This window comes from Mycolicibacterium chitae (genome assembly GCF_900637205.1).
GTDB lineage: Bacteria > Actinomycetota > Actinomycetes > Mycobacteriales > Mycobacteriaceae > Mycobacterium > Mycobacterium chitae.
In genome coordinates this window covers 1,242,639-1,268,611 of sequence record NZ_LR134355.1, presented here as the reverse complement: position 1 = coordinate 1,268,611, position 25,973 = coordinate 1,242,639, and the positions used below count along the sequence as shown (strand labels likewise).

Sequence of the window (25,973 nt, the reverse complement as noted above, 5' to 3'; positions counted from 1 at the left end):
ACCGCACGCTCGGCGAGCGGCGCGACGGGGGCGGTCTAGTCACCGCCGGTGGTCACCGCGACTGTGCGTCCTCATACGCCGCAGCGGCGTGTCCCGTATGAAACCGCACAATCGGCGAGGCAGGCGCGGCGGCAGGAGCCAGGCGGGGTCGGTGCAGCGCCTGGCGGACGGGGCGAGCTAGAGCGTTACCTCGGTGAGCTTTCCGGTCGCGACGTCGAAGACGAACCCGCGCAGCGACTCGTGCAGCGTCACGAACGGGCTGGCCTCGATGCGCCGCAGCGACTGCCGGACGTCCTCCTCGACGTCGGGGAAGGACTCGGGGGCCCACTCGGGCTTGAGCCCCGTCTGGTCCTGGATGTCCTTCTTGAACGCGTCGTCGGTGAAGGTCAGCATCCCGCAGTCGGTGTGATGGATCAGGATGATCTCGCGGGTGCCCAGCAGCCGCTGGCTGATGGCCAGCGAGCGGATCTCGTCGTCGGTGACCACGCCGCCGGCGTTGCGGATGACGTGCGCCTCGCCGTCGCCGAGACCCAGCAGCCGATACACGTCCAGGCGGGCGTCCATGCAGGCCAGCACGGCGACGTGCTTGCTCGGCGGCAGCGGCAGCGGGCCGCTGAACGTTTCGGCGTACTTCGCGTTGTTGGCCAGGTACTGATCAGTGACGCTCATGGTGGGCGAGGCTAACAGCATCTGCGCCGCCGGCCAGGCGCTTCGATCAGGCTGAACACAACCGTGGCCTGCCGGGCGCCGGCCCCGCGATCTCCTACGCTGTGCGCATGCAGCCGAGGCGGACCAACGCATGACGCGTTTCCTGTCGCGCCGACTGCTCAACTACGTCGTGCTGCTGGCGCTGGCCTCGTTCCTCACGTTCTGCCTGACCTCGGTGGCGTTCTCCCCGCTGGACAGCCTCGAACAGCGCAATCCCCGACCCCCGCAGGCCGTCATCGACGCCAAGGCCGCCGAACTCGACCTCGACAAGCCCATCCCACTCCGCTACGTCAACTGGGTCTCCGGCGCGGTGCAGGGCGACTTCGGCACCACCGTCACCGGCCAGCCGGTCTCCGAGGAGCTGGGCCGACGGATCGGCGTCAGCCTGCGCCTGCTGATCATCGGCTCGGTGGTCGGCACGGTGCTGGGGGTCGTCATCGGCGCCTGGAGCGCCATCCGCCAATACCGGCTGTCGGACCGGGTGATCACGGTGCTGTCGCTGCTGGCGCTGTCGACGCCGACGTTCGTCATCGCCAGCCTGATGATCCTGGTTGCGCTGCAGATCAATACGGTCCTCGGCGTGCAACTGTTCGAATACACCGGCGAGACCTCACCGGATGCGACGGGTGGCGGCTGGGACATGTTCGTCGACCGCCTGCAGCATCTGGTGCTGCCGTCGTTCACCCTGGCGCTGGTGGCCATGGCCGGCTACAGCCGATATCAACGCAACGCCATGCTCGACGTGCTCGGCCAAGACTTCATCCGGACCGCGCGGGCCAAGGGCCTCACCCAACGCCAGGCACTGTTCCGGCACGGCCTGCGGACCGCGCTGATCCCGATGGCCACGCTGTTCGCCTACGGGGTCAGCGGGTTGGTGACGGGCGCGGTGTTCGTCGAGAAGATCTTCGGTTGGCACGGCATGGGCGAATGGGTGGTGCAGGGCATCGCCACCCAGGACACCAACATCATCGCCGCCATCACGGTGTTCTCCGGCGCGGTGATCCTGCTGGCCGGCCTGCTTTCCGACGTCATCTACGCGGCCCTCGATCCCCGGGTGCGGGTCCAATGAGTGAACCCGTGAGCGGCCCCGCCGTGGCGCCCGAACCCGAAGCCCCCGCACCCGAGGCCGCATTCGCGTCCCGGCGCACCATGGTGCTGCGGCGCTTTCTGCGCAACGGGCCCGCGGTGGTTTCGCTGGTGTTGCTGGTGGTGATGTTCGTCGGCTGCTACGCGCTGCCGCCGCTGCTGCCGTGGTCCTACACCGACCTCGATTACACCGCCCTGCAGCAGCCGCCGAGCCCGCAGCACTGGTTCGGCACCAACTCCCTGGGCCAGGACCTGCTGGCGATGACGCTGCGCGGCATGCAGAAATCGCTGCTCATCGGCGTGTGCGTGGCGGTCATCTCGACGGTGATCGCAGCGACCGTCGGGGCGGTCGCGGGCTACTTCGGCGGCTGGCGCGACCGCACCCTGATGTGGATCGTCGACCTGCTGCTGGTGGTGCCCAGCTTCATCCTGATCGCCATCGCCACCCCGCGGGTCAAGCAGAGCGGCAGCATCGTGATGCTGATCGTGCTGCTGTCGCTGTTCAGCTGGATGATCAGCTCGCGCATGGTGCGCGGCATGACGATGAGCCTGCGCGAGCGCGAATTCGTCCAGGCCGCACGGTATATGGGCGTGTCGAACACCCGCATCATCTCCCGGCACATCCTGCCCAACGTCGCCTCGATCCTGATCATCGACACCACGCTGAACGTCGGGTTGGCCATCCTCGCCGAAACCGGGCTCAGCTACCTGGGATTCGGCGTGCAGCCGCCGGATGTCTCGCTGGGCACCCTGATCGCCTCGGGCACCCCGTCGGTGACGACGTTCCCCTGGGTGTTCCTGTTCCCCGCCGGGATCCTGGTGCTGATCGTGCTGTGCGCCAACATGATCGGCGACGGGATCCGCGACGCCGTCGACCCCGGCTCGGGCAACCTGCGGCGCAGCCGCCGCAAGTTCGGGAGCCGCCGATGAGCGCGCTGCTCGAGGTCACCGACCTGGCGGTCACCTACCCCACCGACGCCGCGCCGGTGAACGCCGTGCGCGGGGTCAACTTCCGGGTCGACCCCGGCGAGGTGGTCGCCGTCGTCGGCGAATCCGGTTCCGGGAAGTCGGCGACCGCGATGGCCATCATCGGCCTGCTGCCCGAGTACGCGCAGGTCTCGGGCTCGGTGCGATTGGGCGGCACCGAACTGCTCGACATGCCCGACCGGGAACTGTCCCGGGTGCGCGGTAAGGCGATCGGCACGGTGTTCCAGGACCCGATGTCGGCCCTGACCCCGGTGTACACCGTGGGCGACCAGATCGCCGAGGCCATCACCGCACACCGTCCCCAGCGCGACCGGACCACCAAGCAGCAGGCCCGCCGCCGCGCCGTCGAACTGCTCGAACTCGTCGGCATCAACCAGCCCGAACGGCGCGCCAAGGCGTTCCCGCACGAACTGTCCGGCGGTGAGCGGCAACGCGTCGTCATCGCCATCGCCATCGCGAACGACCCCGACCTGCTGATCTGCGACGAGCCCACCACCGCGCTGGACGTCACCGTGCAGGCCCAGATCCTCGACGTGCTGCGCACCGCGCGCGACGTCACCGGCGCCGGCGTGCTGATCATCACCCACGACCTCGGCGTGGTCGCCGAGTTCGCCGACCGCGCGATGGTGATGTACGCCGGGCGCGCCGTGGAGACCGCCCCGGTCGACGTCCTGTACCGCGACCGCCGGATGCCCTACACCGCGGGCCTGCTGGGTTCGGTGCCCCGCCTCGACGCGCCGCAGGGCGCGCGCCTGGTACCCATCCCCGGCACCCCGCCGTCGCTGTCGGACCTGCCGCCGGGTTGCCCGTTCACGCCCCGCTGCCCGCTGGCGATCCCCGAATGCAGCACGGCCGAACCGGACCTGCTGCCCGTCGGCCCCGACACCGTGGACCACCGCGCCGCATGCATCCGCACCGACGAGGTCGTCGGGCGCAGCGCCGCCGAGATCTACGGGGTGGCAACCACTCCCGTCGCCGCGCCGGCCGAAACCGATCCGGCGCCGGTGATCCGGGTCGAGAACCTGGCCAAGACCTACCGGCTGACCAAGGGGGTCGTGCTGCGGCGCACCATCGGCGAGGTGCGCGCCGTCGACGGCATCAGCTTCGAACTACCGGCCGGGCAGACCCTCGGGATCGTCGGCGAGTCCGGGTCCGGCAAGTCGACCACCCTGCACGAGGTGCTGGAACTCACTGCGCCGCAGGCCGGCACCATCGAGGTGCTCGGCACCGACGTCGCCACCCTGGATCGCGCCGGGCGGCGGCGCCTGCGCGGCGATCTGCAGGTGGTGTTCCAGGATCCGGTCGCCTCCCTGGACCCCCGCCTGCCGGTGTCGGAGGTGTTAGCCGAACCGCTGCAGGCCAACGGCGTCGCCAAGCAGGCCACCCAGGACCGGGTCGCCGAGTTGCTGACCCTGGTGGGGCTGAGCCGGACCGACGCGGCCCGCTATCCGACCGAGTTCTCCGGCGGCCAGAAGCAGCGCATCGGCATCGCGCGGGCCCTGGCGCTGCACCCGAGGATCCTCGCGCTCGACGAACCCGTCTCCGCTCTGGACGTGTCGATCCAGGCCGGCATCCTCAACCTGCTGCTGGACCTTCAGCAACAGTTCGGGCTGTCCTACCTGTTCGTCTCGCACGACCTGTCGGTGGTCAAGCACCTGGCCCACCACGTCGCGGTGATGTTCAAGGGCAAGATCGTCGAGCAGGGCCCCGCCGAGCAGGTCTTCGGCAGCCCCCGCCACGACTACACCCGCAAGCTGCTCGACGCGGTCCCGCAGCCGGATCCTCACCGCAGCTGAGGCGGCGCCGGTCGCGGGCCACCGGCGCAAACCGTGACGACGGTTAACATCGGTCCTCATGATGTTGCGACGCTGTGCCGTGCTGGCGATGACGGGTGCGCTGATCCTCGCCGGGTGTTCGGGCGCCAACCAGGACGTCCCGTCGGTCGGCGGTAACGCCGAGGTCGGCGCGACGGCCGACCTGAATCCGCAGGACCCCGCCACGCTGCGCCAGGGCGGACACCTCCGGCTGGCGCTGAACGGGTTCCCACCGAACTTCAACACCCTGCACATCGACGGCAACGTCGCCGACGCGGCGAACATGATGCGCGCGACCCTGCCGCGGGCATTCCGGATCGCCGCCGACGGCACCACCACCGTCAACACCGACTACTTCACCGACATCGAGTTGACCGAGACCGATCCGCAGGTGGTGACCTACACCATCAACCCCGACGCGGTGTGGACCGACGGCACCCCCATCACCTGGCAGGACATCGCCTCCCAGATCCACGCCACCAGCGGTAAGGATCCCGCGTTCGCCATCGCCAGCCCCAACGGCAGCGAACGGGTGGCCTCGGTGACCCGCGGGGAGGACGACCGCCAGGCCGTCATCACCTTCGACCGGCCCTACGCCGACTGGCAGGGGATGTTCGCCGGCAACGGGATGTTGCTGCCGGCGAGCATGACGCGCGACCCGGAGGTGTTCAACAAGGGGCAACTCAATGGGCCCGGCCCGTCGGCCGGACCGTTCGTCATCTCGAACGTGGACCGCACCGCGCAGCGCATCACCCTGACCCGCAACCCGGACTGGTGGGGCGACACGCCGGTGCTCGACACCATCACCTACATGGTGCTCGACGACGCCGCGCGGATGCCGGCGCTGCAGAACAACACGATCGACGCGGCCGGGGTGGCGTCGCTGGACGAGCTGACCATCGCCCGCAACACCAACGGCATCGAGATCCGCCGCGCCCCCGGCAACAGCTGGTATCACTTCACGTTCAACGGCGCGCCCGGCTCGATCCTGGCCGATCCCGCGCTGCGCCGGGCGATCTCCAAGGGCATCGACCGCCAGACCATCGCCAACGTCACCATGCGCGGACTGGCCGACGACCCGGCACCGCTGAACAACCACATCTTCGTCGCCGGGCAGAAGGGCTACCAGGACAACAGCGCCGTGGTGGCCTACGACCCCGAGGCCGCCGCGCGCGAACTCGACGAGCTGGGCTGGAAGCTCAACGGCCAATTCCGCGAGAAGGACGGTCGGCAGCTGGTCATCCGCGACGTGCTCTACGACGCCGCCAGCACCAAGCAGTTCGCCCAGATCGCACAGAACAACCTGGCGCAGATCGGCGTCAAGCTCGAGATCGAGGCCAAGGGCGGCGGTGGGTTCTTCACCGACTGGATCACCGTCGGCAACTTCGACATCGCGCAGTTCTCCTGGGTGGGCGACGCCTTCCCGTTCGCGGGGCTGACCCAGATCTACAAGTCCACCGGCGAGAGCAACTTCGGCAAGATCGGCTCCCCGGAGATCGACGCGAAGATCGAGGAAGTGCTCACCGAACTCGATCCGGACCGGGCGCGCGAGCTGGCCAACGAGCTCGACGAGCTGATCTGGGCCGAGGGCTTCAGCCTGCCGATGACCCAGTCGGCCGGCAACATCGCGGTGCGCAGCAACCTGGCCAACTTCGGCGCGTCCGGCCTCGGCGACATCGACTACACCACGGTGGGCTTCATGCAATAGGTCCCGGCGCGCGCCGGGAGGCGGGCAACGCGGCCTCGACGGCGGCGGCGGCCCCGAGCAGCCCGACCAGCATCCGCATCGACGGGTTGGCCGGCAGCGCATCGAGTTCCGCGCTGCGCGCGGGTAGCTCGGCGGCCCGCCCCCGCACCACCGTCTTGGTGATCCGCAGGGCGGCCACCTCGCGGGTGTCCAGGGCGCTGTGCGCGGCGGTCGGCAGCGACACCAGCTGCGCGTCGGGGACCAACCCGGCGATGCGTTCGGCGACCGGCGGCGGGGTGGTCAGATCGCGCCCACCGGAGATCACGACCGTCGGCCAGTCGAACCGGGGCAGCTCGGTCACCAGGTCATAGGGCTCGCCCTCGAATTCGGGCCGGCGGCCCGGGATCTGCTCGGCCATCGCCAGCAGCGCGGCCGCCGGGTCCAGCGGCAACCCGTCCGGTTCCCCCGCGTAGTCCAGCTCCCGAAAGGCGATGCGCCCCACCAGGTCCACCTCGTTGTGGTAAGGCACCGGGCGCAGCGTCAGCTTGCTGATGGCGATCATGGCCCGCCACAGCAGGGTGTGTCCGGTCAGCAACAGGTCGAGCAGCCGGTTCAGCAGCGCCACTCCCCCATACGAATACGCATACGCGGCGACCTCGGCGGCCGACGACGACAGCAGCCCGGCGTCGAGCAGCCGGCGCACCTTGGGCGCCACCGTCTCGGCGCCGGGCACCGCCCCGCCGAGCAGCAACCCGCGCAACGCGGTGCGCATCGCCTCGAGATCGTCGGCCGAGAGCACCGGCGAGTCCAGGATCATCGCGCGGACCCGATGCGGATGGCGCACACCGGTTCCCGCGGCCAGATAGCTGCCGTAGGACGTGCCGTACAACACCGCGGTGTCGACGCCGAGATCGTCGAGCACCGCGACGATGTCGTCGATCACCTGCTCGACGGTCATCGCCTCCGGTGGCAGGTCGGCACCCGAATCGTCGTGGCGGGACATGCCCACGCCGCGGTGTTCGACCATCACCACGTCCAGACCGAGGTCGGCCGCGCGCCGACGCATCGCGTGATAGTGGTGGATCGACGCCACGCCGGGCCCGCCCGGGATGATCACCACCGGATGCGCCGTCAGCGGTCCGCTGCGCACGTAGTACAGCGTGAACTGTTCGGTCGAACCCGGGGTCACCGGACGGCGCACCGCCCGCACCCCCGGCATCGCGGCCAACGCTTGATTCACCCCACGCCGGAACGGGTTCAGGCCCATATCAGCCATTGTCCCCGTTCGTCGCCCGATCCACCGCGTCGAGGAGGCGCTGGCCCAGATACTCGCCCTCGCGCACCCCGGGCAGCACCGCGAAACTCGCCGAACCGACCGGAGTCACCCACTCGTTGAGCGCGTCGCCGTCGGAGATCCGCTGCTGCACCGGGACGAACTGGGCGGCGGGATCCCGCTGGAACGCCAGGAACAGCAGACCGGAATCGCTGATCTGCCCGGCCGGCGGCGGGTCGTCGTAGTTGTAGGGCCGGCGCAGGAACTGCTCGCTGTCCTTGTGGTGACGTGCCAGGGCGATGTGCGAGTTCGGCGGGATCACCGGGATCCCGCCGACATGCGCGTCGAAGTCCGGTTCGTCGGACTCCTGGTGGCCGGTCAGCGGCGCCCCCGAGCCCAGCGTGCGCCCGACGACCAGTTCCTTGGTGTCGCGGCCGAGCTGATCCCAGGTGTCCATCTCGGCGCGGATCCGCCGCACGATCAGGATCGTGCCGCCGGCGAACCAGTCCTGGTCCTCGCCGTGATCCCAGACGAACTGGTCGAACTGGGAGCCCGCCAGGTTGACGGTGCCGTCGACCTGGCCCATCAGGTTGCGCATCGACCCGGCCGGGTCCTCGGTCCGGATCGGCTCGCGGAACCCGCGCTGGATCCAGCGCACGGTGGCCATGGATCGGACGTTCTTGGTCAGCACCCGGACGGCGTGGCTCACCGGAAGCGGGCTGTCCGCGCACAGCTGCACCACCAGATGACCGCCACCCCAACGGGGTTCGAGCCGGTCCACCGAGAACGCCGGCAGCTCGCGCAAGGTGGCCGGCTGCGCGCGGGTCAACCGCAGCGCGTCGAACAGAGTGGGCCCGTAGCCGACGGTGACGGTCAGCCGGGCCGGGCTGGTGGCCAGCTCCGGCTCGGTGTCGGCCAGGGCGGGCAGGCCCTGGGTCAGCCGCGCGGCGTCGGCGGTCCACAACTTCATGATCGACCGGAGGCCGGCGACGGTGCGGTGCTCGGGCCGCAGGTCGAACGCCAGCAGCGTCGCGTAGCGCTGCGGCACCGTGGCCACCCCGCCCTGATGCGGACCGTAGAACGGCTCGACCGCCGCCTCGCCCGTGGCGGGGTCGGACACCAACCGGGGCCCGACCACCGCGGCGGCCCCGGCGGTGCCGGCGACCAGGGCGCCGGCACCGAGCAACCGGCGCCGGCTCAACTCAGCCATGGGACTCCGACCCGTGCTCGGCGTGCGAGTCCGATCCGTGCCCGGCATGCGGATCCGGCCCGTAATCCTCCTCGGCCCCGGCGAAGTCCCGGACCTGCGCGGTGATGGGCAGCTGCGAGCCGTCCTCGAACGTCGCGACGATCTCCACATCGCTGCCCGGGGTCAGCGGTTCGCGCAGTTCCATCAGCATCAGGTGGTCGGCGCCGGGATGCAGTTCCACCTCGGCGCCCGCTGGGATCAGCAGGCCGTCGTCCTTGGTCTGCATCTGCCCGTCGACCACCTCGTGGATCTCCACCACGCGGCTGACCGGCGAGGTGGCCGAGAGCAACTTGGCGTCGGCGGCACCGTCGTTGCTCAGCCGCGCGAACGCCGACGTCATGTCCGCGTCGACGGCCTTGACCCACGCGTCGTGCACGGTGATCGACTCGGCCTGGGTGCTGGTAGGCGACGCCGAGCAACCGACGCCGAGCAGTGCCGTCGCCGACACTGCGGTGACGGCCAACGAGCGAAGCAACACAAGAGAATTCATCAATGGCTCACATTCTTGACAGGGGTGGCGTCGAGGACGCAGGGAAGCCGCGGCTGCAACGGGCAGCGGCGGTGAAGCAGCGTGGCCGGAACACCCGACCGTGCTGCACCCCTCGGTGAGCGATCAGGCGGCCGGCGATACCACCGGCGGGCCGCGGTTGCCGGTACCGGAGGCGAGCACCTCCGTGATCAGGGCGAAGCGGTAGGCGGGGACGCCGGCGCCGTCGCGGCCGAGCATCCACCCGCCTGTCCCGGCGCTGTGGCGCAGCACCGAGCCAAGAACTTGGCAGAGCTGTTCGGACAGCAGGATCAGCGCCGCGCACAGCAGCGCGGCCAGCACGTGGGCGGTGAGCATGGGCGCGGCGGGCACCGCGGCGTGCGCGTGGGTGCCGCCGATGCTCAGCGCAATGTGGCCTAGCAACTGGCCGAGGCCCAGGAAGCCGAGCAGCCGCAGGTGCGGGGCGGTGGTCCCGCGGTGGACCGCCGACAGGGCGCCCACCGTCGCCGAGGCCGCCAACACCAGCATCAGCCCGGCGCCGGTCGGCGGGTGTCCGCCCGCGGCGCCGTGGGCAGCAACGGCCACCGCGGCCGAGCACGCGGCCACGGACACACCGTGCAGACGAGAAGCCGTCGAAGGGGCGGACCTCACGCCGACCAGGGTACCCGTGCTACTACGGGAAATAGTAGACAGTTCGCGGCATTGGATTCGCGCTGAGCGCAAGCAGTGCCCCGGTGCGGGCGCCTCGGTAGAACTCCTGACATGACACAAGCACCCATTCGGCACACCCTGCTGCCGGGCTCGGAAGAGTTCAGCGCCCTGCTCGCCGACATTGCGGCCGGCGCCAAGGATCGCGACCTCGCGGACGAGAACCCGTTCGACCAAGTCGCGGCGCTCAAGCGCGCCGGATTCGGCACGCTGCGGCTGCCCGCGGACTTCGGCGGCCCCGGATACTCGGTCCGTCAGCTGTTTTCGACACTCATCGACGTCGCGCAGGCCGACCCGATCGTCGCGCACATCTTCCGCACCCACTTCTGGTTCGTCGAGGAGCGGCTGCGCGCCCTGCACACCGACCCCACCGACGCGGTGTCGCTGCGCTGGCTGCGCGAGGTCGCCGACGGGAAGCTGTTCGCCAACGCGTTCAGCGAGAAGGGCAACCTTGCCGTCGGCAGCCTGGTGTTCAACACCCGGCTGCTGCCCGACGGCGCCGGCGGGTTCCGGCTCACCGGTGAGAAGTTCTACAGCACCGGCACGCTGTTCTCCGATTACCTGACGGTCACCACCACCACCGATCACGACTCGGTGGCCTCGGTGATCGTCCCCACCGACCGCGCCGGGGTGAAGCTGATCGACGACTGGGACGGCTTCGGGCAGCGCCGCACCGGCACCGGCACCACGATCTTCGACGACGTCGCCGTGGCCGCCGACGAGATCCTGGTCGACAGCCCCTACGACGCCGAACCGCAGCCCACCGTGCAGTATGCGTCGTTGCAGCTCTACATCCACGCGGTGGTCGCGGGCGTGCTGGCCTCGGTGGTCGACGACGGCGCGGCGCAGCTGCGCTCGCGCACCCGCAGCTTCAGCCACGCGCTGACCGAGGCCCCGGTCGACGATCCGCTGTACCAGAAGCTGCTGGGCGAGCTGGCCAGTACGGCCTACATTGCGCGCGCCGCGGTGCTCGACGCCGCCGACGCGATCGGCGCCGCCACCGATTCCTATGATGCGCAGGGCATTCCGGATGCGGAGCTGGCCGCCGAGGCGCAGCTGCGGGTGTCCAAGGTCAAGGTGCATCTCGACGCGGTCGCGCCCGAGGCCGCCACCCGGCTGCTGGAACTCGGCGGGGCCAGCGCGGCGAGCCGGCAACGCAACCTCGACCGGCACTGGCGCAACGTGCGCACCATCACACTGCACAACCCGGTGGTCTACAAGGCCCGGGTGATCGGCGAGAACCTGCTGCACGGCGCGCCGATCCCGGCCAACGCCTACTTCTGAGGGGTGGTTTCGGTGCGTTCGGTTGCGGTGGCCGCCACCCAACGCACCGAAATCGCAGAGAGCCTCAGGCGCTGAGCAGCACCCGGTGCGCGCCGCTGACAGCGTTGTACCGCTCGGGCGAGCAGGTCAGCACGATCACCTGACCGTTGGCGCCGACCTGATCGAACACCGCCCCCATCCGGGCCAGCCGCTCCGGATCGGAGAAGCCCAGCGCATCGTCGATGACCACGGGCACGGTGTCCTCGTGGGCGACCAGGGCCGCGACCGCCAGCCGCGCGACGATGCCCAACTGCTCCTTGGCCCCGCCGGACAGCGATTCGAACGGCACCGTGCGGCCGTCGAGGGTGCGGTTGCGGATGCACAGGTCGCTGTCGACCTCCACCTCGAAGGTCTCGCCGAATACGGTGCGGCCCAACCGTTCCACCTCGGTGCGGAAGGGCTGGACGTAGCGCAGCCGGGTGTTGTCGCGGTGCCGGTTCATCACCGAGCGCAGCAACTCCACCGCGCGGGCGCGGCGCTGCACCCGGGCGTAGGCCGCCACCGCGTGTTCCCGGCGGATCTGGGCGGCATCCAGCTTCCCGGTGCGGCCCTCGGTCCCGAACACCGCGAGTTCGACCTCGATGTCGCGCAGCGCGCGGGCGGTCTCGCCGTGGCGGCGCTGCACATCCTCGGCGGCGGCGCGGGCCTCGGTCAGTTCGGCGTTCACCGCCTCCGGGCCGGTCTCGGCCAGCCGCGCGGACAGTTCGGCGACGCGCTGCTGGGCCACGCCGGCCGCCTCGACCGCGGCCCGGGCGGCCGCCGCGGCGTCCTCGTCGGACTGCGCGGCGCGCAGCGCGGCCAACCGCTCGGTGTCGGCGGTCAGCTCGGCGGCGGCCGCGGTCACGCGCTCGCGGGAGACGGTCGCCAGGGTGGTGCGCTCGGACAGCTGCTTGACGGCCGCGGCGACCACCCGGCGCTGGGTCTCGGCGTGCGTGGTGGCCTGCTCCAGAACCTGCTCGGCGGCGGTCAGCTCGGCGCGTGCGGCCTCGGCATCGACCTCGGGGGCCGGGTCGGCGCGCAGCGCCGCGAGTCGATCGCGCAGCTCGGCGATGTCCTCGGCGCCCGTGATCGCCGCCAGCGTGGCGTCGAGTTCGGCGCGCCGCCCGGCCAGTTCGGTCCGCTGCTGCCGCACCCGCTGGGCCTCGGCCAGGTCGGTGACGGCCGCCTCGGTCAACAGTCGGGCCAGATGCTCCTGTGCCGCAGCCAGTTTCGCGTGGGTGTCGACGGCCGTGGCGGCGGGTTTGACGTCGATGCGCAGGACACCGGGCAGCGTCACCGTCGCGGCGTCGGCCGCGCTGAGTGCCCAGGTCTCGCCGGCGCTCAGCGTGATCCGACGCTCTCCCAGCGACAGTTCGACGTCGGCCTCGGCGGTGAACTCGATGGCGGCCGCGGTCAGCTCGGCCTGGGCCTGCGCGCGGTCCACGGCGGCCGCGGCGGTCTCGATGTCACGGAACATCGTGTCGGTCAGGGTGATCCGGTTCAGCTCCGCGACGACGGCCGCGTGTTCGGCGTGCGCGGCATCGAAGCGGCCGACCAGGTCGCTGAGCCGCTGCGCCTCGGCGTGCTCGGCGAGCCGGTCGACCACCTGCCGGGCCAGCCGCACCCGCTGATCGGCGGCCTGCAGATCCTGCTCGGCCGCGGCCGCGGCGGCCTCGGCCGCCTCCACCACTTCGGCGCCGGTGGCCTGGGACTCGTCGGCCTGCGCCGCGGCGATCTCGGCGGCCGCCAGTGCCTCCTGGCGGGATTGCACGTCGGCGCGCACCCGCTCACGCTCCTCGAGCGCGGCGGTCGCCGCAGCCTGGGCCGCCGTTTTGGTGGCCGCCTCCGAGTCGGCGGCGCGCACCTCGGCGGTCAGCGCCGCCACCGCCTCGGCCGCGGTCTGCGCCTCCCGCAGCCGCGCCGCCACGCCCGCTTGCTGCCCGCTCAGGGCTGCGAGGTCCTCGGACATCGTGGCGTGCGCGCGGACCCGCTCCTCGACCTCGGCGACCTCGGCGGCGCGCCGGGCCACCTCCTCCTCGGCGGCCTTGGTGGCCGCGATGGCCGCCGCCCATTCACCGGTGGCCCGCCCGGTCGCGGTGAAATAGCGGGCGTACTCGGCGTCGATCTTCTCGATCAGCATCGGCTCGGTCCCGGACAGCCCGGCCGACAGGCCGTCGGCGGCGTCACCGGCGGCCACGTCCAACGCCCGGGACAGCGCGTCGCAGCCCGACAGGTCCACCGCCGAGGTCGACGCGGCCTGCAGGACGCGTTGGGCCTGCCACAGGCCGGTGTCGACGGTCTCGTCGAGCATGCCGCGGACCCGCTGATGGGCCTCGTCGCCGGTGAGCTGTTCGCGCGCCGGCGCCAGGATGCTCAGCTCGGTCTCACACTTCTTGTGGAACCGCTTGCGGTACACGAAACGGTAGGGGCCCGTGCTGATCTCGGCGGTGACCTCGGCGCCGACGTCGGCGTGCGTGGGCTTGACCTGCTTGACGTCCTTCTTGGTGGAGCGGTCCTTGGATTCCAGCAGCAGGTCGAGCGCCTCGATCATCGAGGACTTGCCGATCTCGTTGGCCCCGCACACCACGGTGACACCCTGCTCGGCGAACTCGATCTCGCGGTGCGCGATGCCGCGGTAGTTGGTCAGGACCAGCCGATGCAGCCTCATGCCGCACCGCTTTTCGGCGTCGCCAGCGAGCCGGACAGTCGCAGCAGCAACGCCAGGGCGCCCTGCGCATCCTCGGCCTCGACGGGGTCGCTGCCGCGGGCGGTGTCCATCAGCTCGGCGACCGCGGTGGCCGCGAAACCGCCGATGCCGATGTCGGAGAACTCGGCGTCGGCGGGCACCACCGCGATATCGCAGTGCCGCTCCCACAGGCCGAGCCAGGCGAACAGATTGGCGTGGCGGTCCAGGCGCAGGTCCAGTTCGGCCCGGTCGGTGACGCTCAGCGTGCCGGTCAACACCAGCCGCACCACCGTGCGTTCCTTGTCCGACAGCTGGTCCAGGTTCGTGTCGAGGTCGGCGATGTCGCGGCGGTCGTTGATGTCGAACCGCAGCGTCACGAAGCGCCACCGCCCGACCCGGCGGGCGTCGACGGTCACCGGGCGCACCGGATCGGCCTCGTCGATGTCGACGACCAGCACATGGCCGGGGTCGGGTTCGATGTCGTCGTAGTTGGTGACCTCCGGCGAACCCGAGTACCAGACCCGGCCCGAGTCATCCACGCGGGTGCGAGAGTGCTTGTCCCCCAGCGCCACATAATGGATCGCGCCGCGTTCGAGGGCATCCTGCACCCCGTCCAGCCGGATAAGCGACACCCGGGTGGGGTCCGGGTCCAGCACGTCGACGCCGCCGTGGGCGACCAGGATCCGGGTGGTCCCGTCGGCGGGCAGATCGGCCAGCACCTCGGCGACCAGATCGGTGGTGGGGTGCTTGGACCGCCAAGGCGCCGCGACGATCTCCAAGCCGTCGCGCACCCGGTGCGGCCCGGCGCGGTCCAACACGATGACGTTGTCCGGGCACTGGTCGGTGAACAGCGCGCTGGTGTACACCGAGGAGGCGTCCAGCGGGTCGTGGTTGCCGGGCAGCAGGTACACCGGGATGCCGATGGCCCGCATCGCCTCCAGCGACTTGCCGATCACCTCCGGTTCGAGGTGGTTGTGCTCGAACACGTCGCCGGCGACGACGACGAACTCCGCGCCGTGCTCGTCGGCCAGCGTCCGCAGTCCGGCCGCCGCCTCCCGCCGGGCCGCCGAATAGCGGGGCTGCGCCTCACCTTCCAGGAAGTGCCGGGTCATCCCCAGCTGCCAGTCGGCGGTGTGCACGAATCGCACGGCCTCCCCCACCCTTCTGTTCTCGTCCTCGACGGCTGTTCGAGCCCGGTCGTGGCGAGTGTATGACCGCACCCCGACAAGTTGGCCTAACGTGGCCGGTGTGAGCGAGCAACGACGAACTCTGGTGCTACTGCGCCACGCCAAGTCCGCCTATCCCGACGGGGTCGCCGACCACGACCGGCCGCTGGCACCGCGCGGTGAACGCGAGGCCGGCCTGGCCGGGGACTGGCTGCGCAACGGAGCGCCGGTGGACCCGCCGGTGCAGGCGGTGCTGTGCTCGTCGGCCACCCGAACCCGCCAGACCCTGCAGCGGACCGGCCTCGAGGTGCCCGTCCACGTCACCGACCGCATCTACGGCGCCATGCCGGGAGCGGTGATCGAGCAGATCAACGCCGTCGAGCAGATCTTCGACTTCGACGTGCGGACCCTACTGGTGATCGGGCACGAACCGACGATGTCGGCGCTGGCCCTGGGACTGGCCGGCGCGCCGGGAACCAACGCCACTGCCGCCGAGCACATCTCGACGAAGTATCCGACCTCGGCGATGGCGGTGCTGCGCATCGACGGGCCGTGGTCGTCGGTGGAGCTGGGCAGCGCCGCGCTGACCGCCTTCCACATCCCGCGCTGAAGCTCCTACGAGCTGGTCGCGAGCGTGAGCTCCATCAGCTTGATGGCCTGCCCGCACGCGTCGACCCCGGGGGCCTGCGGGTTGACCCACCAGCCGACCACGCCGGCCGCGTCGCTGGCCACGCCGCAGCCGTTCTCGCTCTGCATGACGATCGAGGCGACACCGGCCACCCGCCGGTCCTCGATCTGATAGTTCATCTCCTCGGCGACCCGGCGCTCGTTGTCCAGGCTGCCGGTCTCGAACCAGAACCGGGTGATGTCCACCAGGCCGGTCTGGCTGTTGGCCTGCCAGCGGCAGACGGCCCCGACGAAGGTGCTCTGGATGGCGTCGGGCTCGGCGCCCACGGTCTCGGCCAGCACGTCGCTGGTCAACACGTCGCATTCCTTGAGCAGGTTCGGGTAGGTCTCCGCGGACTCGTTGTTGCGCGGACCCGCGCCGGCCTTGACCGCGGTCCCGTCCACCGTCGACGAGCAGCCGGTCAGGATCGCCAGCGCCGCCGCGGCGGCCACGCCGGCGCCGATGCGGCGTCGACGCGCGCCGAAGTCAGGAAGGTGTCGCATCGAATCGCTCATTTCTCCGCGTTCACGATCGATTGGCGGGTCAGCTCGGTGGCCACCTCGCACGGATCCGGGAAGGGCTGGGCAGCGTAGGACACCGACCATTCGATGAAGTCGTCGTCGAACTGGATGCCCACCTCGCACAGCGTGTCGGTGCCGGTGAGCAGGTCGCGGGCGATCGCGATGAACCCGTCGTGGCCCTCGATGGTGATGTCCTCGACGCTGTCGCGGGACAGTTCCTGGGTCTTGCGTTCGCGCCCGATCGGGCTGCCGCGGAACGACGTGAACGAGAAGTGCGGCCCGACGATGCTGCCGCCGGCCAGCCACTGGCACCCGACTGAGTTGGTGGCGGTGTTGACCAGGCCCGCGACCTGGGTGAGCTGGCTGACGGTCTCGTCGCTGATGCCGCCGCATTCGGGGAACACCGGACCGTGCTGCGCGTCGACGCTGGCCGGCGGCGCGTCGCCCCCGGCCTGCGGATCGCTGGGGTCCTCGCTCGAGCATCCGGCCAGCAGTGCCATCCCCGTCGCCAGGGCGACCGCCGCCCACGTTCTCCCACTCACCCCATGCACTGTAGCGGCAGGGCCGTCGGTGAACCATCGACACGCCCACTGACCTGGCGTTTTGACGCGTCGTTCGGCGTGGTCGGGCCGGACGGGGCCCGGAGGCGGCCACCACACCGAGCCGGCGCCGGCGGTGTGCAACAGTTACGGGATGCTCCGGGCGCTGCTGCGACAGTATGTCCGGCCGTACCGGCCGCTGGTCGCCGCCGTGATGACGTTGCAGGTGATCAGCACGCTGGCGTCGCTGTATCTGCCAACCGTCAACGCCGCCATCATCGACGACGGGGTGGCCGTCGGCGACACCGACACCATCGTCCGGCTCGGTGCCGTCATGCTGGCCGTCACCGCGCTGCAGGTGTGCTGCGCGGTCGGCGCGGTGTACTTCGGTTCCCGCACGGGCATGAGCTTCGGCCGCGACCTGCGCGCGGCGATGTTCCACCACGTCACCACGTTCTCCGAGCACGAGACCGGGCGCTTCGGCGCGCCGTCGCTGATCACCCGGACCACCAACGACGTCCAGCAGATCCAGATGCTGGTGCAGATGACGTTCACGGTGCTGGTGACCGCGCCGATCATGTGCGTGGGCGGGGTGTTCATGGCGATCCACCTGGATCCGGGGCTGGCGTGGCTGTTGATCGTCAGCATCCCAGTGCTGGGCCTGGCGAACTACTGGATCATCAGCCACCTGCTGCCCATCTACCGCCGGATGCAGGAATTGATCGACGGCATCAACCGGGTGATGCGCGAGCAGCTGGCCGGCATCCGGGTGATCCGGGCCTTCGCCCGGGAGCCGTTCGAACACAATCGCTTTGCCGCCGCCAACCAGACGCTGTCGGACACCGCGGTGGAGGCCGGGCGCTGGCAGGCGCTGATGCTGCCGGTGACGACGCTGACCATCAACATCTCGAGCGTCGCGGTGATCTGGTTCGGCGGGCTGCGCATCGACGGCGGCCAGATGCAGGTGGGCGCGCTGATCGCCTTCCTGTCCTACTTCATGCAGATCCTGATGGCCGTGCTGATGGCCACGATCTTCCTCGCGGCGCTGCCGCGGGCCTCGGTGTGCGCCGAACGCATCGGCGAGGTGCTCGGCACCACCCCGGCCGTCTCGGACCCGTCGCACGCCGTCGAACCGGCCGCCACCGGCGTCCCGGTGCTGCGCGCCGACCGGGTGTCGTTCCAATACCCGGGCGCCGAACAACCGGTGCTGCACGACGTTTCGTTCACCGCTCGCCCGGGCACCACCACCGCCATCGTCGGCAGCACCGGGTCGGGCAAGTCCACCTTGATCTCGCTGCTGTGCCGGATGTACGACGCCAGCGCCGGCGCGGTGCTGCTCGACGAGGTCGACGTGCGCGACTACCGCACCGAGCGGCTGTGGTCGTCGTTCGGGGTGGTGCCGCAACGCGGCTACCTGTTCTCTGGCACGGTGGCCGCCAACCTGCGGTACGGCCGCTCCGACGCCTCCGAGGACGACATGTGGGAGGCGCTGCGGGTGGCCTGCGCCGACGGCTTCATCGCCGCGCACAAGGACGGCCTGCAGATGCGGGTGGCCCAGGGCGGCATCAACTTCTCCGGCGGGCAGCGGCAGCGGATGGCGATCGCCCGGGCCGTCATCCGCCGCCCCGCCATCTACCTGTTCGACGACGCGTTCTCCGCGCTCGACGTGCACACCGACGCCAAGGTGCGCGCCAACCTACGGGAGTTCTCCCCGGAGTCCACCGTCGTCGTTGTGGCGCAGCGGATTTCCACCGTCGTGGCCGCCGATCAGGTGGTGGTGCTCGACGACGGCCGGGTGGTCGGGATCGGCACCCACGAGCGTCTGCTCGCCGAATGTCCCACCTACACCGCGATCGCCGACTCGCAATCGGTGCACGCCGGGACCGGGGAGGGCCGATGAGCGGGCCGCTGCGCGGCGGGATGCGCGCCATGGCCCAGGGGCCGCCGCAGCGTTCCCGCGACTTCCGGGGTGCGGCCGTGCGTCTGGTCAAACGCCTGACGCCGCACCGCGCCCTGACCCTCACGGTGATCGCGCTGTCGATCGTCGGCATCGCGCTCGGCGTCATCGGACCGCGGATCCTCGGGCACGCCACCGATCTGCTGTTCAACGGTGTGATCGGCCGCGAGTTGCCGTCGGGCATGAGCAAGGAGCAGGCCGTCGAGGCGGCGCGGGCCCGCGGCGACAACACCTTCGCCGACATGCTCTCCGGGATGAATATCGTTCCGGGACAGGGCGTGGACTTCGGCGCGGTCGGGCGGACGCTGCTGCTGGCGCTGGCGCTGTACCTGGTGGCGGCGCTGGCGGTGTGGGTGCAGGCCCGGCTGCTCAACGTCGCCGTGCAGCGCACCATGGTGGACCTGCGCGCCGACGTCGAACGCAAGGTGCATCGGCTTCCGCTGTCGCACTTCGACACTCGGCAACGCGGGGAGGTGTTGTCGCGGGTCACCAACGACATCGACAACGTCCAAACCTCGCTGGCCATCTCGATCAGCCAGTTGCTGTCCGCGGTCCTGACCATCTTCGCCGTGCTGGTGATGATGCTGACCATCTCGCCGCTGCTGACGCTGATCACGGTGCTGACGGTGCCGCTGTCGCTGTGGGTGACGCGGCTGATCACCCGTCGCTCGCAACGGATGTTCGCCGCCCAGTGGCACAACACGGGGCGGCTCAACGCGCTCATCGAGGAGACCTACAGCGGTTTCACCGTCGTCAAGACCTACGGGCACCGCGACGCGGTGCGCACCATGTTCGCCGAACGCAACAGCGATGTCTTCCACGCCGGCTTCGGCGCGCAGTTCTTCTCCGGGTTGATCTCGCCGGCCACCATGTTCGTCGGCAACCTCAGCTACGTGGCCGTGGCGGTGCTCGGCGGCATCAAGGTGGCCACCGGCCAGATCACGCTGGGCAGCATCCAGGCGTTCATCCAGTACGTCCGCCAGTTCAACCAGCCGCTGACCCAGGTCGCCGGCATGTACAACACGCTGCAGTCCGGCATCGCCAGCGCCGAGCGGGTCTTCGACTTCCTCGACGAGCCGGAGCTGGCGCCGGATCCCGACGGCACGCTGCCGCACACGGATTCGCCGCCGCGGGTGGAGTTCGAGCACGTCAGCTTCGGCTATCACGACGACCGGACCGTGATCGCAGACCTGTCGCTGACCGCCGAACCGGGCGCCACCGTGGCCATCGTCGGCCCCACCGGCGCCGGCAAGACCACCCTGGTGAACCTGCTGCTGCGGTTCTACGACGTGGATGCGGGCCGGATCCTCATCGACGGTGTCGACATCGCGACCGTCAGCGCCGCCTCGCTGCGGTCGGGCATCGCGATGGTGCTGCAGGACACCTGGCTGTTCGGCGGCACCATCGCGGACAACATCGCCTACGGGCGCCCCCGCGCGAGTCGCGAGGAGATCCTCGAGGCGGGCCGGGCGGCGTTCGTCGACCGCTTCGTGCATGCCCTGCCCGACGGCTACGACACCGTGGTCAGCGACGACAACGGCATGCTCAGCGCCGGTGAGAAGCAATTGATCACCATCGCGCGGGCGTTCCTGGCCCGGCCGCGGCTGCTGGTGCTCGACGAGGCGACCAGCTCGGTAGACACCCGCACCGAGCTGGTGATTCAGCACGCGATGGCCGAATTGCGCCGGGACCGGACGTGTTTCATCATCGCCCACCGGCTGTCCACGATCCGGGACGCCGACCTGATCCTCGTCGTCGACCGGGGGCGCATCGTCGAGCAGGGCACGCACGCCGAGCTATTGGCGCGCCATGGCGCCTACTGGGACATGACCCAGGCCTGAGCCCGGCGCGATCCGTGGTCCCAGTACCGTCGCCGAGAGTTGGGGTGTGCGCGGGTCCACTCGGGCGATGCGTACAACAAGGCAACTTTGGGCTGTGTGGGCGAACTCAGCGCTTGAGCAACACCGCGGCGCCCCCGGCCGCCACGAAGGTGATCAGCAGCAGGATCGCCCAGCCCGGCGAGGCCGCGAACCACACCACCGCCAACACGATGAGCGCCGGGGACGCGAGGAACAACACCATCCCCGGATGCTGCTTGATGACCTCGAGCGCGCTGTTTGCCCGGTTGCGGTCGATTTCCTTAGCTGCCATGCCCTCCAGGATGCGTGCTTGGCCTGCGTTCGGCAACGATCCACCTTTACTGTGGGCCCTACCGACCGATTCAGGAGGGCTGACATGGCAGGCCAATGGCATCCGGATCCCGAAGGCCGCTTCGAGTACCGCTGGTGGGACGGGCAGAACTGGACCGACCAGGTCTCCCATCAGGGGCAGGTGCACCAGGTGCCGCTCGGGGCGCCGCCCGCACCGCAGCAGACCGAGGCCGCGCCCGCTGCGCAGGCCGTCCCTGCGCAGGACGGTTTCGCCGGGATCTCCGGCAACCTGGTCGACGGGCGCTTCGCCGAGAAATCCGGGACCCCGATCGCCAACCAGAACCCCAGGATGCTGCGGGTGCGCCTCGGCGAGCCCTTCATGGCCCGGCAGGGTTCGATGGTCGCCTACCAGGGCAACGTCGACTTCGCGTTCGAGGGCGGCGGGGCGTCGCGGTTCATCAAGAAGGCGTTCACCGGCGAGGGTCTGCCGCTGATGCGCTGCCAGGGCCAGGGCGACGTGTTCCTGGCCGACCGGGCCTGCGACGTGCACCTGCTGCAGCTGTCCAACACCGGGCTGTCGATCAGCGGGAAGAACGTGTTGGCGTTCTCCAGCAGCCTGGACTGGAACATCGAGCGCGTGCGGGGCGGCAGCATCGCCACCGGCGGGCTGTTCAACACGACGCTGCGCGGCACCGGCTGGGTCGCGTTGACCACCGATGGGCCGCCGGTGGTGCTCGACGCCGCCGAGGCGCCGACCTTCGCCGACACCGACGCCGTGGTGGCGTGGTCGGCGAATCTGCAGACCCAGCTGAAGACCAGCTTCAAGGCCGGCGCGCTGATCGGGCGCGGCTCCGGCGAAGCCCTGCAGGTGGCGTTCCACGGCAGCGGATTCGTCATCGTGCAGCCCTCGGAGGGCGCCCCCGTCGTGCCGACCCAGTAGTCCTAGTCGGCCGGCCGGGCGCGAAACAGCTTGGTGTCGCCCCGGATTCCCTTGAGGTGCCGGGCCCCGACGAACGACCAGCGGATCCCGTCGACGTCGCCGATCGCCTCCTGCGCTTGTTCGGCCACCAGCACCGCGCCGGGCCGCGCCGCGCCGGTCACCCGGCTGGCCAGGTTCACCGAACCGCCGAACCAGTCCCCCGCGCGGCTGACCGCCTCGCCGTAGGACATCCCGAGGCGCAGCCGCGGGAACTCGGCGTCGGCCTCGGCGGCACCCGCGAGGTCGAGCAGCGCCCGCAGCAGCGGTTCCGGTTCCGGACAGACCAGCATGACGGCGTCGCCGATCGCCTTGACGAACCGCACCGGCGGCTGCGCGACATCGCGGGCCATCATCGCCAGCCGGTGCGCCAGCCGTTCCAGTTCGGCGGGCTCCACGTCCTCACCCAGGCGGGTGAAGCCGACGAGGTCGGCGAAGGCCACCGCGATCATCCGCGCGCCGGGCAGCGGTGTGCCCGAGACCCGTTCGGAGGCGTTGACGGCCTCGGTCTCCATGGCGTGCCGCAGGGCCACCAGCAGCATGTCCTCGATCATCGGCCCCAGCAGCGGCGCGGCCTGCGAAACCACCTGCTCGGTCCCGCGGGCGATGTCGAGTTCCGTTGCGCCGGGCTTCAATACGGCCGCCAACGCGGCGTAGCGCATCACCTCGGCAGCGTTGGACAACCCCTCGGACAGGATGCGAGTGGCGTGCAGCAGATCCTCCGCATCGAAGCCCATCTCGAGGAACCGCGCGGTGTGCATCAGGGCCGCGCCGTCGGCCCGCAGGTACACCTGCTCGTCGGGATCATCGACATTGGGCAGACCGAACGCGCGCAACGCCCGTCGCACCAGGTCGATCTCCATCCCGGTCTGCTCAGCGATCTGACGAATGGACACGTAGGTGGCGTCGTCGCCGATCAGGCGGCGGGAGGCCAGCAGCATCGGCGAGAAGGATCCGCGCAGGTGCTCGACGGAGAAGCCCTCGGTCAGCATCCAAGAGATCAGTTCCGCGCGTTCGGCGCGCGCGCTGCCGTCGAGGCCGTCCAACAGCCCGGAGGCTTCGATCCGCGGGTCCACCTGCACAGTGCTCAACGTACCGTGCATGATTTCGGGGATGTCGGAATCGGTGCGCGGACCGGACGTGGTGGGATTTGCCCCGCTGGTGCGCCCCGGCGCGCGGGTGCTGTTTCTGGGTAATGCGCCCAGCGTGCTGTCGCTGCAGCGCCAGCAGTACTACGGTAATCCGCGCAACGCGTTCTGGCCGATCATGGCCCAGCTGTGCGGGTTCGACGCCGCCGCACCTTACGAACAGCGCGCCGCGGCGCTGATGGCCGCTGGCTACGCGGTCTGGGATGTGTTGGTGTTCTGCCGTCGACCCGGCAGCCTGGATTCCTCCGTCGAGCGAGACAGCATGGTGGCCAACGACTTTGCCGCGTTCTACGCCTCGCATCCGACGATCGAGCGGGTGTTCTTCACCGGCGGTGCGGCCGAGGCGAACTACCGCCGCCTGGTGTCGGTGACCGCGGACGTGACGTATACGCGGTTGCCGTCGACGAGCCCGGCGCACACCGTGGCGTTCGAGACGAAGCTGGCGGCGTGGCGGACCGCGGTGCTCGGCTGAGGATTTCCTGGCGCGAGGGTGCGCAGACCACGGGAATTCTGCGGCGTGTCGGCCGCGGACGCGCACCTTCGCGCCAAAAGGGGGTGGGTCAGCTGGAGGGGGTGGGTCAGCTGAGGGCGGGGCGGCGGTCGGCCCACGGGCGGTCGGCCTCGATCTCGGCGGCCAACGACAACAGCGTCGCCTCGTCAAAGGGCCTGCCCACCAACTGGATCGACAACGGTAGCCCGGCGCGGTCCAGACCCCAGGGCACCACCGCGACGGGCTGACCCGTCGCATTGAACGCCGCCTGGAACGGTACCCGCGCCACCACCAGCGCCAGGGTGGAGACCGCACCGAGGCGGCGGTAGGCGCCCACCCGCGACGGACCGGTCGCGGTACCCGGCGTGATCACCACGTCCACGTCGTCGAAGATGGCCTGCACCCGGGCGGCGAAATCGGCCTCAGCGGCGCGGATCTTGGCGATCCGGGCGTCGGAGAACATCCGGCCGATCCGGGCCATCCCGCGCGTGCGGGAATCGAGGCGCTCCTGATGCGGCAGCACCCGCACGTCGTCGTAGATGCCACGCAGATACCGCGGCAGCACCTGCCCGTACACCGCGGTGCGCGGGTAGTCGATGTCGCGGAACACCACGTCGTGGCCGAGTTCGCGCAGCAACCGGCCGGCCTGGTGGACCGCGGCGGCGTGCTCGGCGCTGACCCGGGCCGTCACCAGCGGAGGAACCTTGGTCGTCAACGCGATTCGCAGCCGGTTCGGCGGCCGCGACGCCGCGCCGACGAACCCGCCCTCGGGCCCGGGCATCGCCTTGTCGCAGGTGACGTCGAGGAACAACGCCGCGTCCTCGACGGTGCGGGTCAACGGTCCGTTGCTGACCATGCCGCACCACGCGTCATCGTGCGGGGCCAGCGGCACCCGATCGCGCTGCGGCTTGATCCCGAACAGCCCGCACCAACTGGCCGGGATGCGGATAGAACCGGCCCCGTCGGAACCCAGCGCCATGGGCGCCAGGCCCGCGGCCACCGCGGCCGCGCTGCCACCGCTGCTGCCCCCCGGCGTGTAGGAGATGTCCCACGGGTTGTGCGTGGCCCCGAACGTCACCGTCTCGGTGAACGGCCAGATCATCATCTCCGGGACCGCGGTCTTGCCCAGGATCACCGCGCCGGCCTCGCGCAGCAGCCGGATCACCTCGGCGTCCTTGGTCGGCGCGGGGCCGTGGGCGGAGCTGCCGTAGGTGGTGGTGGCCTCGGCGACGTCGACATCGTCCTTGACCGCGACGGGCACCCCGAGCAGCGGCAACCGCTCGCCGGCGTCGAGGCGCTCCTGCGCGGCCGCAGCCTGCCGGCGGGCGGCATCGGCGAAAACCACGCGGTACGAACGCAGTTCGGGGTCGATCCGGGCGATGCGTTCCAGGTACAGGTCGGTGAGCGCGGGCGCGGTCACCGTACCCGCGGCGAGCAGGCGGGCCTGTTCGGCGGCACCGGCGAACGCCAGCTCGATGGAGTCCATGACCGCAGGATATCGACTTTATTCGGCGGGCAGACCGTGTCGGGCGGCGTACTGGCCGGGGGTGCACCCCAGCATGGCCCGGAAGTCATTGGTGAAATGTGCCTGGTCGTACCAGCCGAGCCGGGCCGCCAGATCGGCCAGATCCACGCCGGGTTCGGTCTCGATGTCCAGCGCGGCCTGCTGCAACCGGTACCGACACAGCACCCATTTGGCGGGCATGCCCACGTAACGCCGGAAGACGCGCTGCGTGGTGCGCGCACTCCACGGCGCCAGGTCCATCACCTGCGCCACCCGCTGCACGTCGTTGTCCTCGCGCAGCCGATCCAGCAGGGCGCTCAACGCCCGATAGGTCGGGTCCGGCCCGGTCGGGTTCTGCGCGATCAGCTCGTCCAGCCGGGCCGCGGCCTGCCCGCGGTCGTCGGTCAGCTGCACTGGGGCGCCGAACAGTTCGGCATCCGCCGCGAGGATGCGCCCGGTGTACTGGGCGGCGTCGCGGCCGAAGCGGGCCGCGAACCCACCCGCGCGAAAGCGCGCACCGACCACCTGGCCGCGGCCCCGGATCGTCGTGGTGAACACCTCCGGCACGACGCCGTGGATGAGGGTCGCGGGCAACGCGTGGCCGTGTCGCGGCGAGTCGGTGCCCCACTCGTGGGTGAGGTGTACGGCCGGGAACGTGATCACCGTGCTGTCGAACGACTCCGTCTCGGCCAGATCCCAGCTGACCGACCAGAAATGCTCGACGAACTCCGCGGCTGCCGACGACGGTGCCCAGCGCTGCAGATCGAACGCCGCGGCCGACCCGACCCGACCGACCACCCCGCGCTGCGGTCGCACGGCTGGCGCGCTTTTCCAATCCGACACGGGGGTCAGCCTAGAAAACTCGGGT

At 70.5% G+C, this 25,973-nt stretch carries 23 protein-coding genes; 10 read left to right on the top strand and 13 right to left on the bottom strand.

Annotation, left to right across the window (positions count from 1 at the left end; genetic code table 11):
• Positions 1-177: 177 nt before the first annotated feature.
• Positions 178-669: a beta-class carbonic anhydrase gene (locus EL338_RS06145; RefSeq protein ID WP_126332919.1), complete on the bottom strand. Its 492-nt coding sequence runs from the start codon at positions 667-669 to the stop codon at positions 178-180.
• Positions 670-799: 130 nt separating this feature from the next.
• Between EL338_RS06145 and EL338_RS06140 the strand changes: the two genes are divergently transcribed.
• From EL338_RS06140 to EL338_RS06125, 4 genes are read left to right on the top strand one after another with little or no spacing between them, the layout of a single operon-like run.
• On the top strand, positions 800-1,777 hold the full coding sequence (locus EL338_RS06140; RefSeq protein ID WP_126332918.1) for an oligopeptide ABC transporter permease OppB: 978 nt from the start codon (positions 800-802) through the stop codon (positions 1,775-1,777).
• Complete coding sequence (locus EL338_RS06135) at positions 1,774-2,724, top strand: oligopeptide ABC transporter permease OppC (protein ID WP_126332917.1); 951 nt, start codon at positions 1,774-1,776, stop codon at positions 2,722-2,724. Before EL338_RS06140 ends, EL338_RS06135 begins: the two co-directional genes overlap by 4 nt.
• On the top strand, positions 2,721-4,577 hold the full coding sequence (locus EL338_RS06130; protein WP_126332916.1) for an oligopeptide ABC transporter ATP-binding protein OppD: 1,857 nt from the start codon (positions 2,721-2,723) through the stop codon (positions 4,575-4,577). The genes EL338_RS06135 and EL338_RS06130 overlap by 4 nt, the downstream gene beginning before the upstream one ends.
• A gap of 58 nt (positions 4,578-4,635) precedes the next feature.
• On the top strand, positions 4,636-6,303 hold the full coding sequence (locus tag EL338_RS06125) for an oligopeptide ABC transporter substrate-binding protein OppA (protein WP_126332915.1): 1,668 nt from the start codon (positions 4,636-4,638) through the stop codon (positions 6,301-6,303).
• Here EL338_RS06125 and EL338_RS06120 read toward each other — a convergent pair.
• From EL338_RS06120 to EL338_RS06105, 4 genes are all read right to left on the bottom strand, one after another.
• A complete protein-coding gene (locus EL338_RS06120; protein WP_126332914.1) occupies positions 6,293-7,549 on the bottom strand; it encodes an alpha/beta fold hydrolase in 1,257 nt (418 codons plus the stop codon). The two genes, EL338_RS06125 and EL338_RS06120, sit on opposite strands and share 11 nt — an antisense overlap.
• A 1-nt stretch (position 7,550) precedes the next feature.
• Positions 7,551-8,765, bottom strand: a complete 1,215-nt coding sequence (locus tag EL338_RS06115) for a Dyp-type peroxidase (protein ID WP_126332913.1) — start codon at positions 8,763-8,765, stop codon at positions 7,551-7,553.
• Positions 8,758-9,294: a copper chaperone PCu(A)C gene (locus EL338_RS06110; RefSeq protein WP_126332912.1), complete on the bottom strand. Its 537-nt coding sequence runs from the start codon at positions 9,292-9,294 to the stop codon at positions 8,758-8,760. Before EL338_RS06110 ends, EL338_RS06115 begins: the two co-directional genes overlap by 8 nt.
• 123 nt (positions 9,295-9,417) lie before the next feature.
• A complete protein-coding gene (locus tag EL338_RS06105) occupies positions 9,418-9,942 on the bottom strand; it encodes a hypothetical protein (RefSeq protein WP_126332911.1) in 525 nt (174 codons plus the stop codon).
• Between the two features lie 111 nt (positions 9,943-10,053).
• On the opposite strand from EL338_RS06105, the gene EL338_RS06100 reads away from it, so the two are divergent.
• Positions 10,054-11,283 carry an acyl-CoA dehydrogenase family protein gene (locus EL338_RS06100; protein WP_126332910.1) on the top strand — a complete coding sequence of 410 codons (1,230 nt, stop codon included), beginning with the start codon at positions 10,054-10,056 and terminating at the stop codon, positions 11,281-11,283.
• 64 nt (positions 11,284-11,347) lie between these two features.
• On the opposite strand, the gene EL338_RS06095 is transcribed toward EL338_RS06100, so the two are convergent.
• Positions 11,348-13,969, bottom strand: coding sequence for an AAA family ATPase (locus EL338_RS06095; protein ID WP_126332909.1), 2,622 nt, complete (start codon positions 13,967-13,969; stop codon positions 11,348-11,350).
• A complete protein-coding gene (locus EL338_RS06090) occupies positions 13,966-15,135 on the bottom strand; it encodes a metallophosphoesterase family protein (RefSeq protein WP_126332908.1) in 1,170 nt (389 codons plus the stop codon). Before EL338_RS06090 ends, EL338_RS06095 begins: the two co-directional genes overlap by 4 nt.
• A gap of 100 nt (positions 15,136-15,235) precedes the next feature.
• Between EL338_RS06090 and EL338_RS06085 the strand changes: the two genes are divergently transcribed.
• Positions 15,236-15,763, top strand: coding sequence for a SixA phosphatase family protein (locus EL338_RS06085; RefSeq protein ID WP_126332907.1), 528 nt, complete (start codon positions 15,236-15,238; stop codon positions 15,761-15,763).
• A 5-nt stretch (positions 15,764-15,768) separates the two neighbouring features.
• On the opposite strand, the gene EL338_RS06080 is transcribed toward EL338_RS06085, so the two are convergent.
• A complete protein-coding gene (locus EL338_RS06080; RefSeq protein WP_179967172.1) occupies positions 15,769-16,323 on the bottom strand; it encodes a DUF3558 domain-containing protein in 555 nt (184 codons plus the stop codon).
• Between the two features lie 8 nt (positions 16,324-16,331).
• Entirely contained in the window at positions 16,332-16,841 is a 510-nt protein-coding gene (locus EL338_RS06075) for a DUF3558 domain-containing protein (protein ID WP_126336702.1), read from the bottom strand.
• Positions 16,842-17,034: 193 nt separating this feature from the next.
• Here EL338_RS06075 and EL338_RS06070 point away from each other — a divergent pair, with 193 nt between their 5' ends.
• Positions 17,035-18,780: an ABC transporter ATP-binding protein gene (locus tag EL338_RS06070; RefSeq protein WP_126332905.1), complete on the top strand. Its 1,746-nt coding sequence runs from the start codon at positions 17,035-17,037 to the stop codon at positions 18,778-18,780.
• Positions 18,777-20,678, top strand: coding sequence for an ABC transporter ATP-binding protein (locus EL338_RS06065; protein WP_163792044.1), 1,902 nt, complete (start codon positions 18,777-18,779; stop codon positions 20,676-20,678). The genes EL338_RS06070 and EL338_RS06065 overlap by 4 nt, the downstream gene beginning before the upstream one ends.
• Positions 20,679-20,784: 106 nt before the next feature.
• Here the strand turns inward: EL338_RS06065 and EL338_RS06060 are convergent, their stop codons facing one another.
• Complete coding sequence (locus tag EL338_RS06060; protein WP_126332904.1) at positions 20,785-20,988, bottom strand: hypothetical protein; 204 nt, start codon at positions 20,986-20,988, stop codon at positions 20,785-20,787.
• Between the two features lie 84 nt (positions 20,989-21,072).
• Here EL338_RS06060 and EL338_RS06055 point away from each other — a divergent pair, with 84 nt between their 5' ends.
• A complete protein-coding gene (locus EL338_RS06055) occupies positions 21,073-21,927 on the top strand; it encodes an AIM24 family protein (protein WP_126332903.1) in 855 nt (284 codons plus the stop codon).
• A 2-nt stretch (positions 21,928-21,929) separates the two neighbouring features.
• Here EL338_RS06055 and EL338_RS06050 read toward each other — a convergent pair whose 3' ends face one another.
• Positions 21,930-23,045, bottom strand: coding sequence for an adenylate/guanylate cyclase domain-containing protein (locus EL338_RS06050; protein ID WP_435404924.1), 1,116 nt, complete (start codon positions 23,043-23,045; stop codon positions 21,930-21,932).
• A 31-nt stretch (positions 23,046-23,076) separates the two neighbouring features.
• On the opposite strand from EL338_RS06050, the gene EL338_RS06045 reads away from it, so the two are divergent.
• Positions 23,077-23,583 (top strand): DNA-deoxyinosine glycosylase, encoded by a 507-nt coding sequence (locus EL338_RS06045; RefSeq protein ID WP_126332901.1) that lies wholly within the window; start codon positions 23,077-23,079, stop codon positions 23,581-23,583.
• Between the two features lie 106 nt (positions 23,584-23,689).
• On the opposite strand, the gene EL338_RS06040 is transcribed toward EL338_RS06045, so the two are convergent.
• The gene (locus tag EL338_RS06040; RefSeq protein WP_126332900.1) at positions 23,690-25,087 is read right to left on the bottom strand and encodes an amidase; all 1,398 of its coding nucleotides are present in this window, start codon (positions 25,085-25,087) and stop codon (positions 23,690-23,692) included.
• Positions 25,088-25,105: 18 nt separating this feature from the next.
• Positions 25,106-25,948, bottom strand: a complete 843-nt coding sequence (locus tag EL338_RS06035; RefSeq protein ID WP_126332899.1) for a helix-turn-helix domain-containing protein — start codon at positions 25,946-25,948, stop codon at positions 25,106-25,108.
• Between the last annotated feature and the right edge of the window lie 25 nt (positions 25,949-25,973).

What these genes read in the sequence shown, in the direction of transcription:
- EL338_RS06145 (WP_126332919.1), bottom strand. Translation starts at nt 669, where the DNA reads ATGAGCGTCACTGATCAGTACCTGGCCAACAACGCGAAGTACGCCGAA.
- EL338_RS06140 (WP_126332918.1), top strand. Translation starts at nt 800, where the DNA reads ATGACGCGTTTCCTGTCGCGCCGACTGCTCAACTACGTCGTGCTGCTG.
- EL338_RS06135 (WP_126332917.1), top strand. Translation starts at nt 1,774, where the DNA reads ATGAGTGAACCCGTGAGCGGCCCCGCCGTGGCGCCCGAACCCGAAGCC.
- EL338_RS06130 (WP_126332916.1), top strand. Translation starts at nt 2,721, where the DNA reads ATGAGCGCGCTGCTCGAGGTCACCGACCTGGCGGTCACCTACCCCACC.
- EL338_RS06125 (WP_126332915.1), top strand. Translation starts at nt 4,636, where the DNA reads ATGATGTTGCGACGCTGTGCCGTGCTGGCGATGACGGGTGCGCTGATC.
- EL338_RS06120 (WP_126332914.1), bottom strand. Translation starts at nt 7,549, where the DNA reads ATGGGCCTGAACCCGTTCCGGCGTGGGGTGAATCAAGCGTTGGCCGCG.
- EL338_RS06115 (WP_126332913.1), bottom strand. Translation starts at nt 8,765, where the DNA reads ATGGCTGAGTTGAGCCGGCGCCGGTTGCTCGGTGCCGGCGCCCTGGTC.
- EL338_RS06110 (WP_126332912.1), bottom strand. Translation starts at nt 9,294, where the DNA reads ATGAATTCTCTTGTGTTGCTTCGCTCGTTGGCCGTCACCGCAGTGTCG.
- EL338_RS06100 (WP_126332910.1), top strand. Translation starts at nt 10,054, where the DNA reads ATGACACAAGCACCCATTCGGCACACCCTGCTGCCGGGCTCGGAAGAG.
- EL338_RS06095 (WP_126332909.1), bottom strand. Translation starts at nt 13,969, where the DNA reads ATGAGGCTGCATCGGCTGGTCCTGACCAACTACCGCGGCATCGCGCAC.
- EL338_RS06080 (WP_179967172.1), bottom strand. Translation starts at nt 16,323, where the DNA reads ATGCGACACCTTCCTGACTTCGGCGCGCGTCGACGCCGCATCGGCGCC.
- EL338_RS06075 (WP_126336702.1), bottom strand. Translation starts at nt 16,841, where the DNA reads ATGGCACTGCTGGCCGGATGCTCGAGCGAGGACCCCAGCGATCCGCAG.
- EL338_RS06070 (WP_126332905.1), top strand. Translation starts at nt 17,035, where the DNA reads ATGCTCCGGGCGCTGCTGCGACAGTATGTCCGGCCGTACCGGCCGCTG.
- EL338_RS06065 (WP_163792044.1), top strand. Translation starts at nt 18,777, where the DNA reads ATGAGCGGGCCGCTGCGCGGCGGGATGCGCGCCATGGCCCAGGGGCCG.
- EL338_RS06060 (WP_126332904.1), bottom strand. Translation starts at nt 20,988, where the DNA reads ATGGCAGCTAAGGAAATCGACCGCAACCGGGCAAACAGCGCGCTCGAG.
- EL338_RS06055 (WP_126332903.1), top strand. Translation starts at nt 21,073, where the DNA reads ATGGCAGGCCAATGGCATCCGGATCCCGAAGGCCGCTTCGAGTACCGC.
- EL338_RS06045 (WP_126332901.1), top strand. Translation starts at nt 23,077, where the DNA reads ATGTCGGAATCGGTGCGCGGACCGGACGTGGTGGGATTTGCCCCGCTG.
- EL338_RS06040 (WP_126332900.1), bottom strand. Translation starts at nt 25,087, where the DNA reads ATGGACTCCATCGAGCTGGCGTTCGCCGGTGCCGCCGAACAGGCCCGC.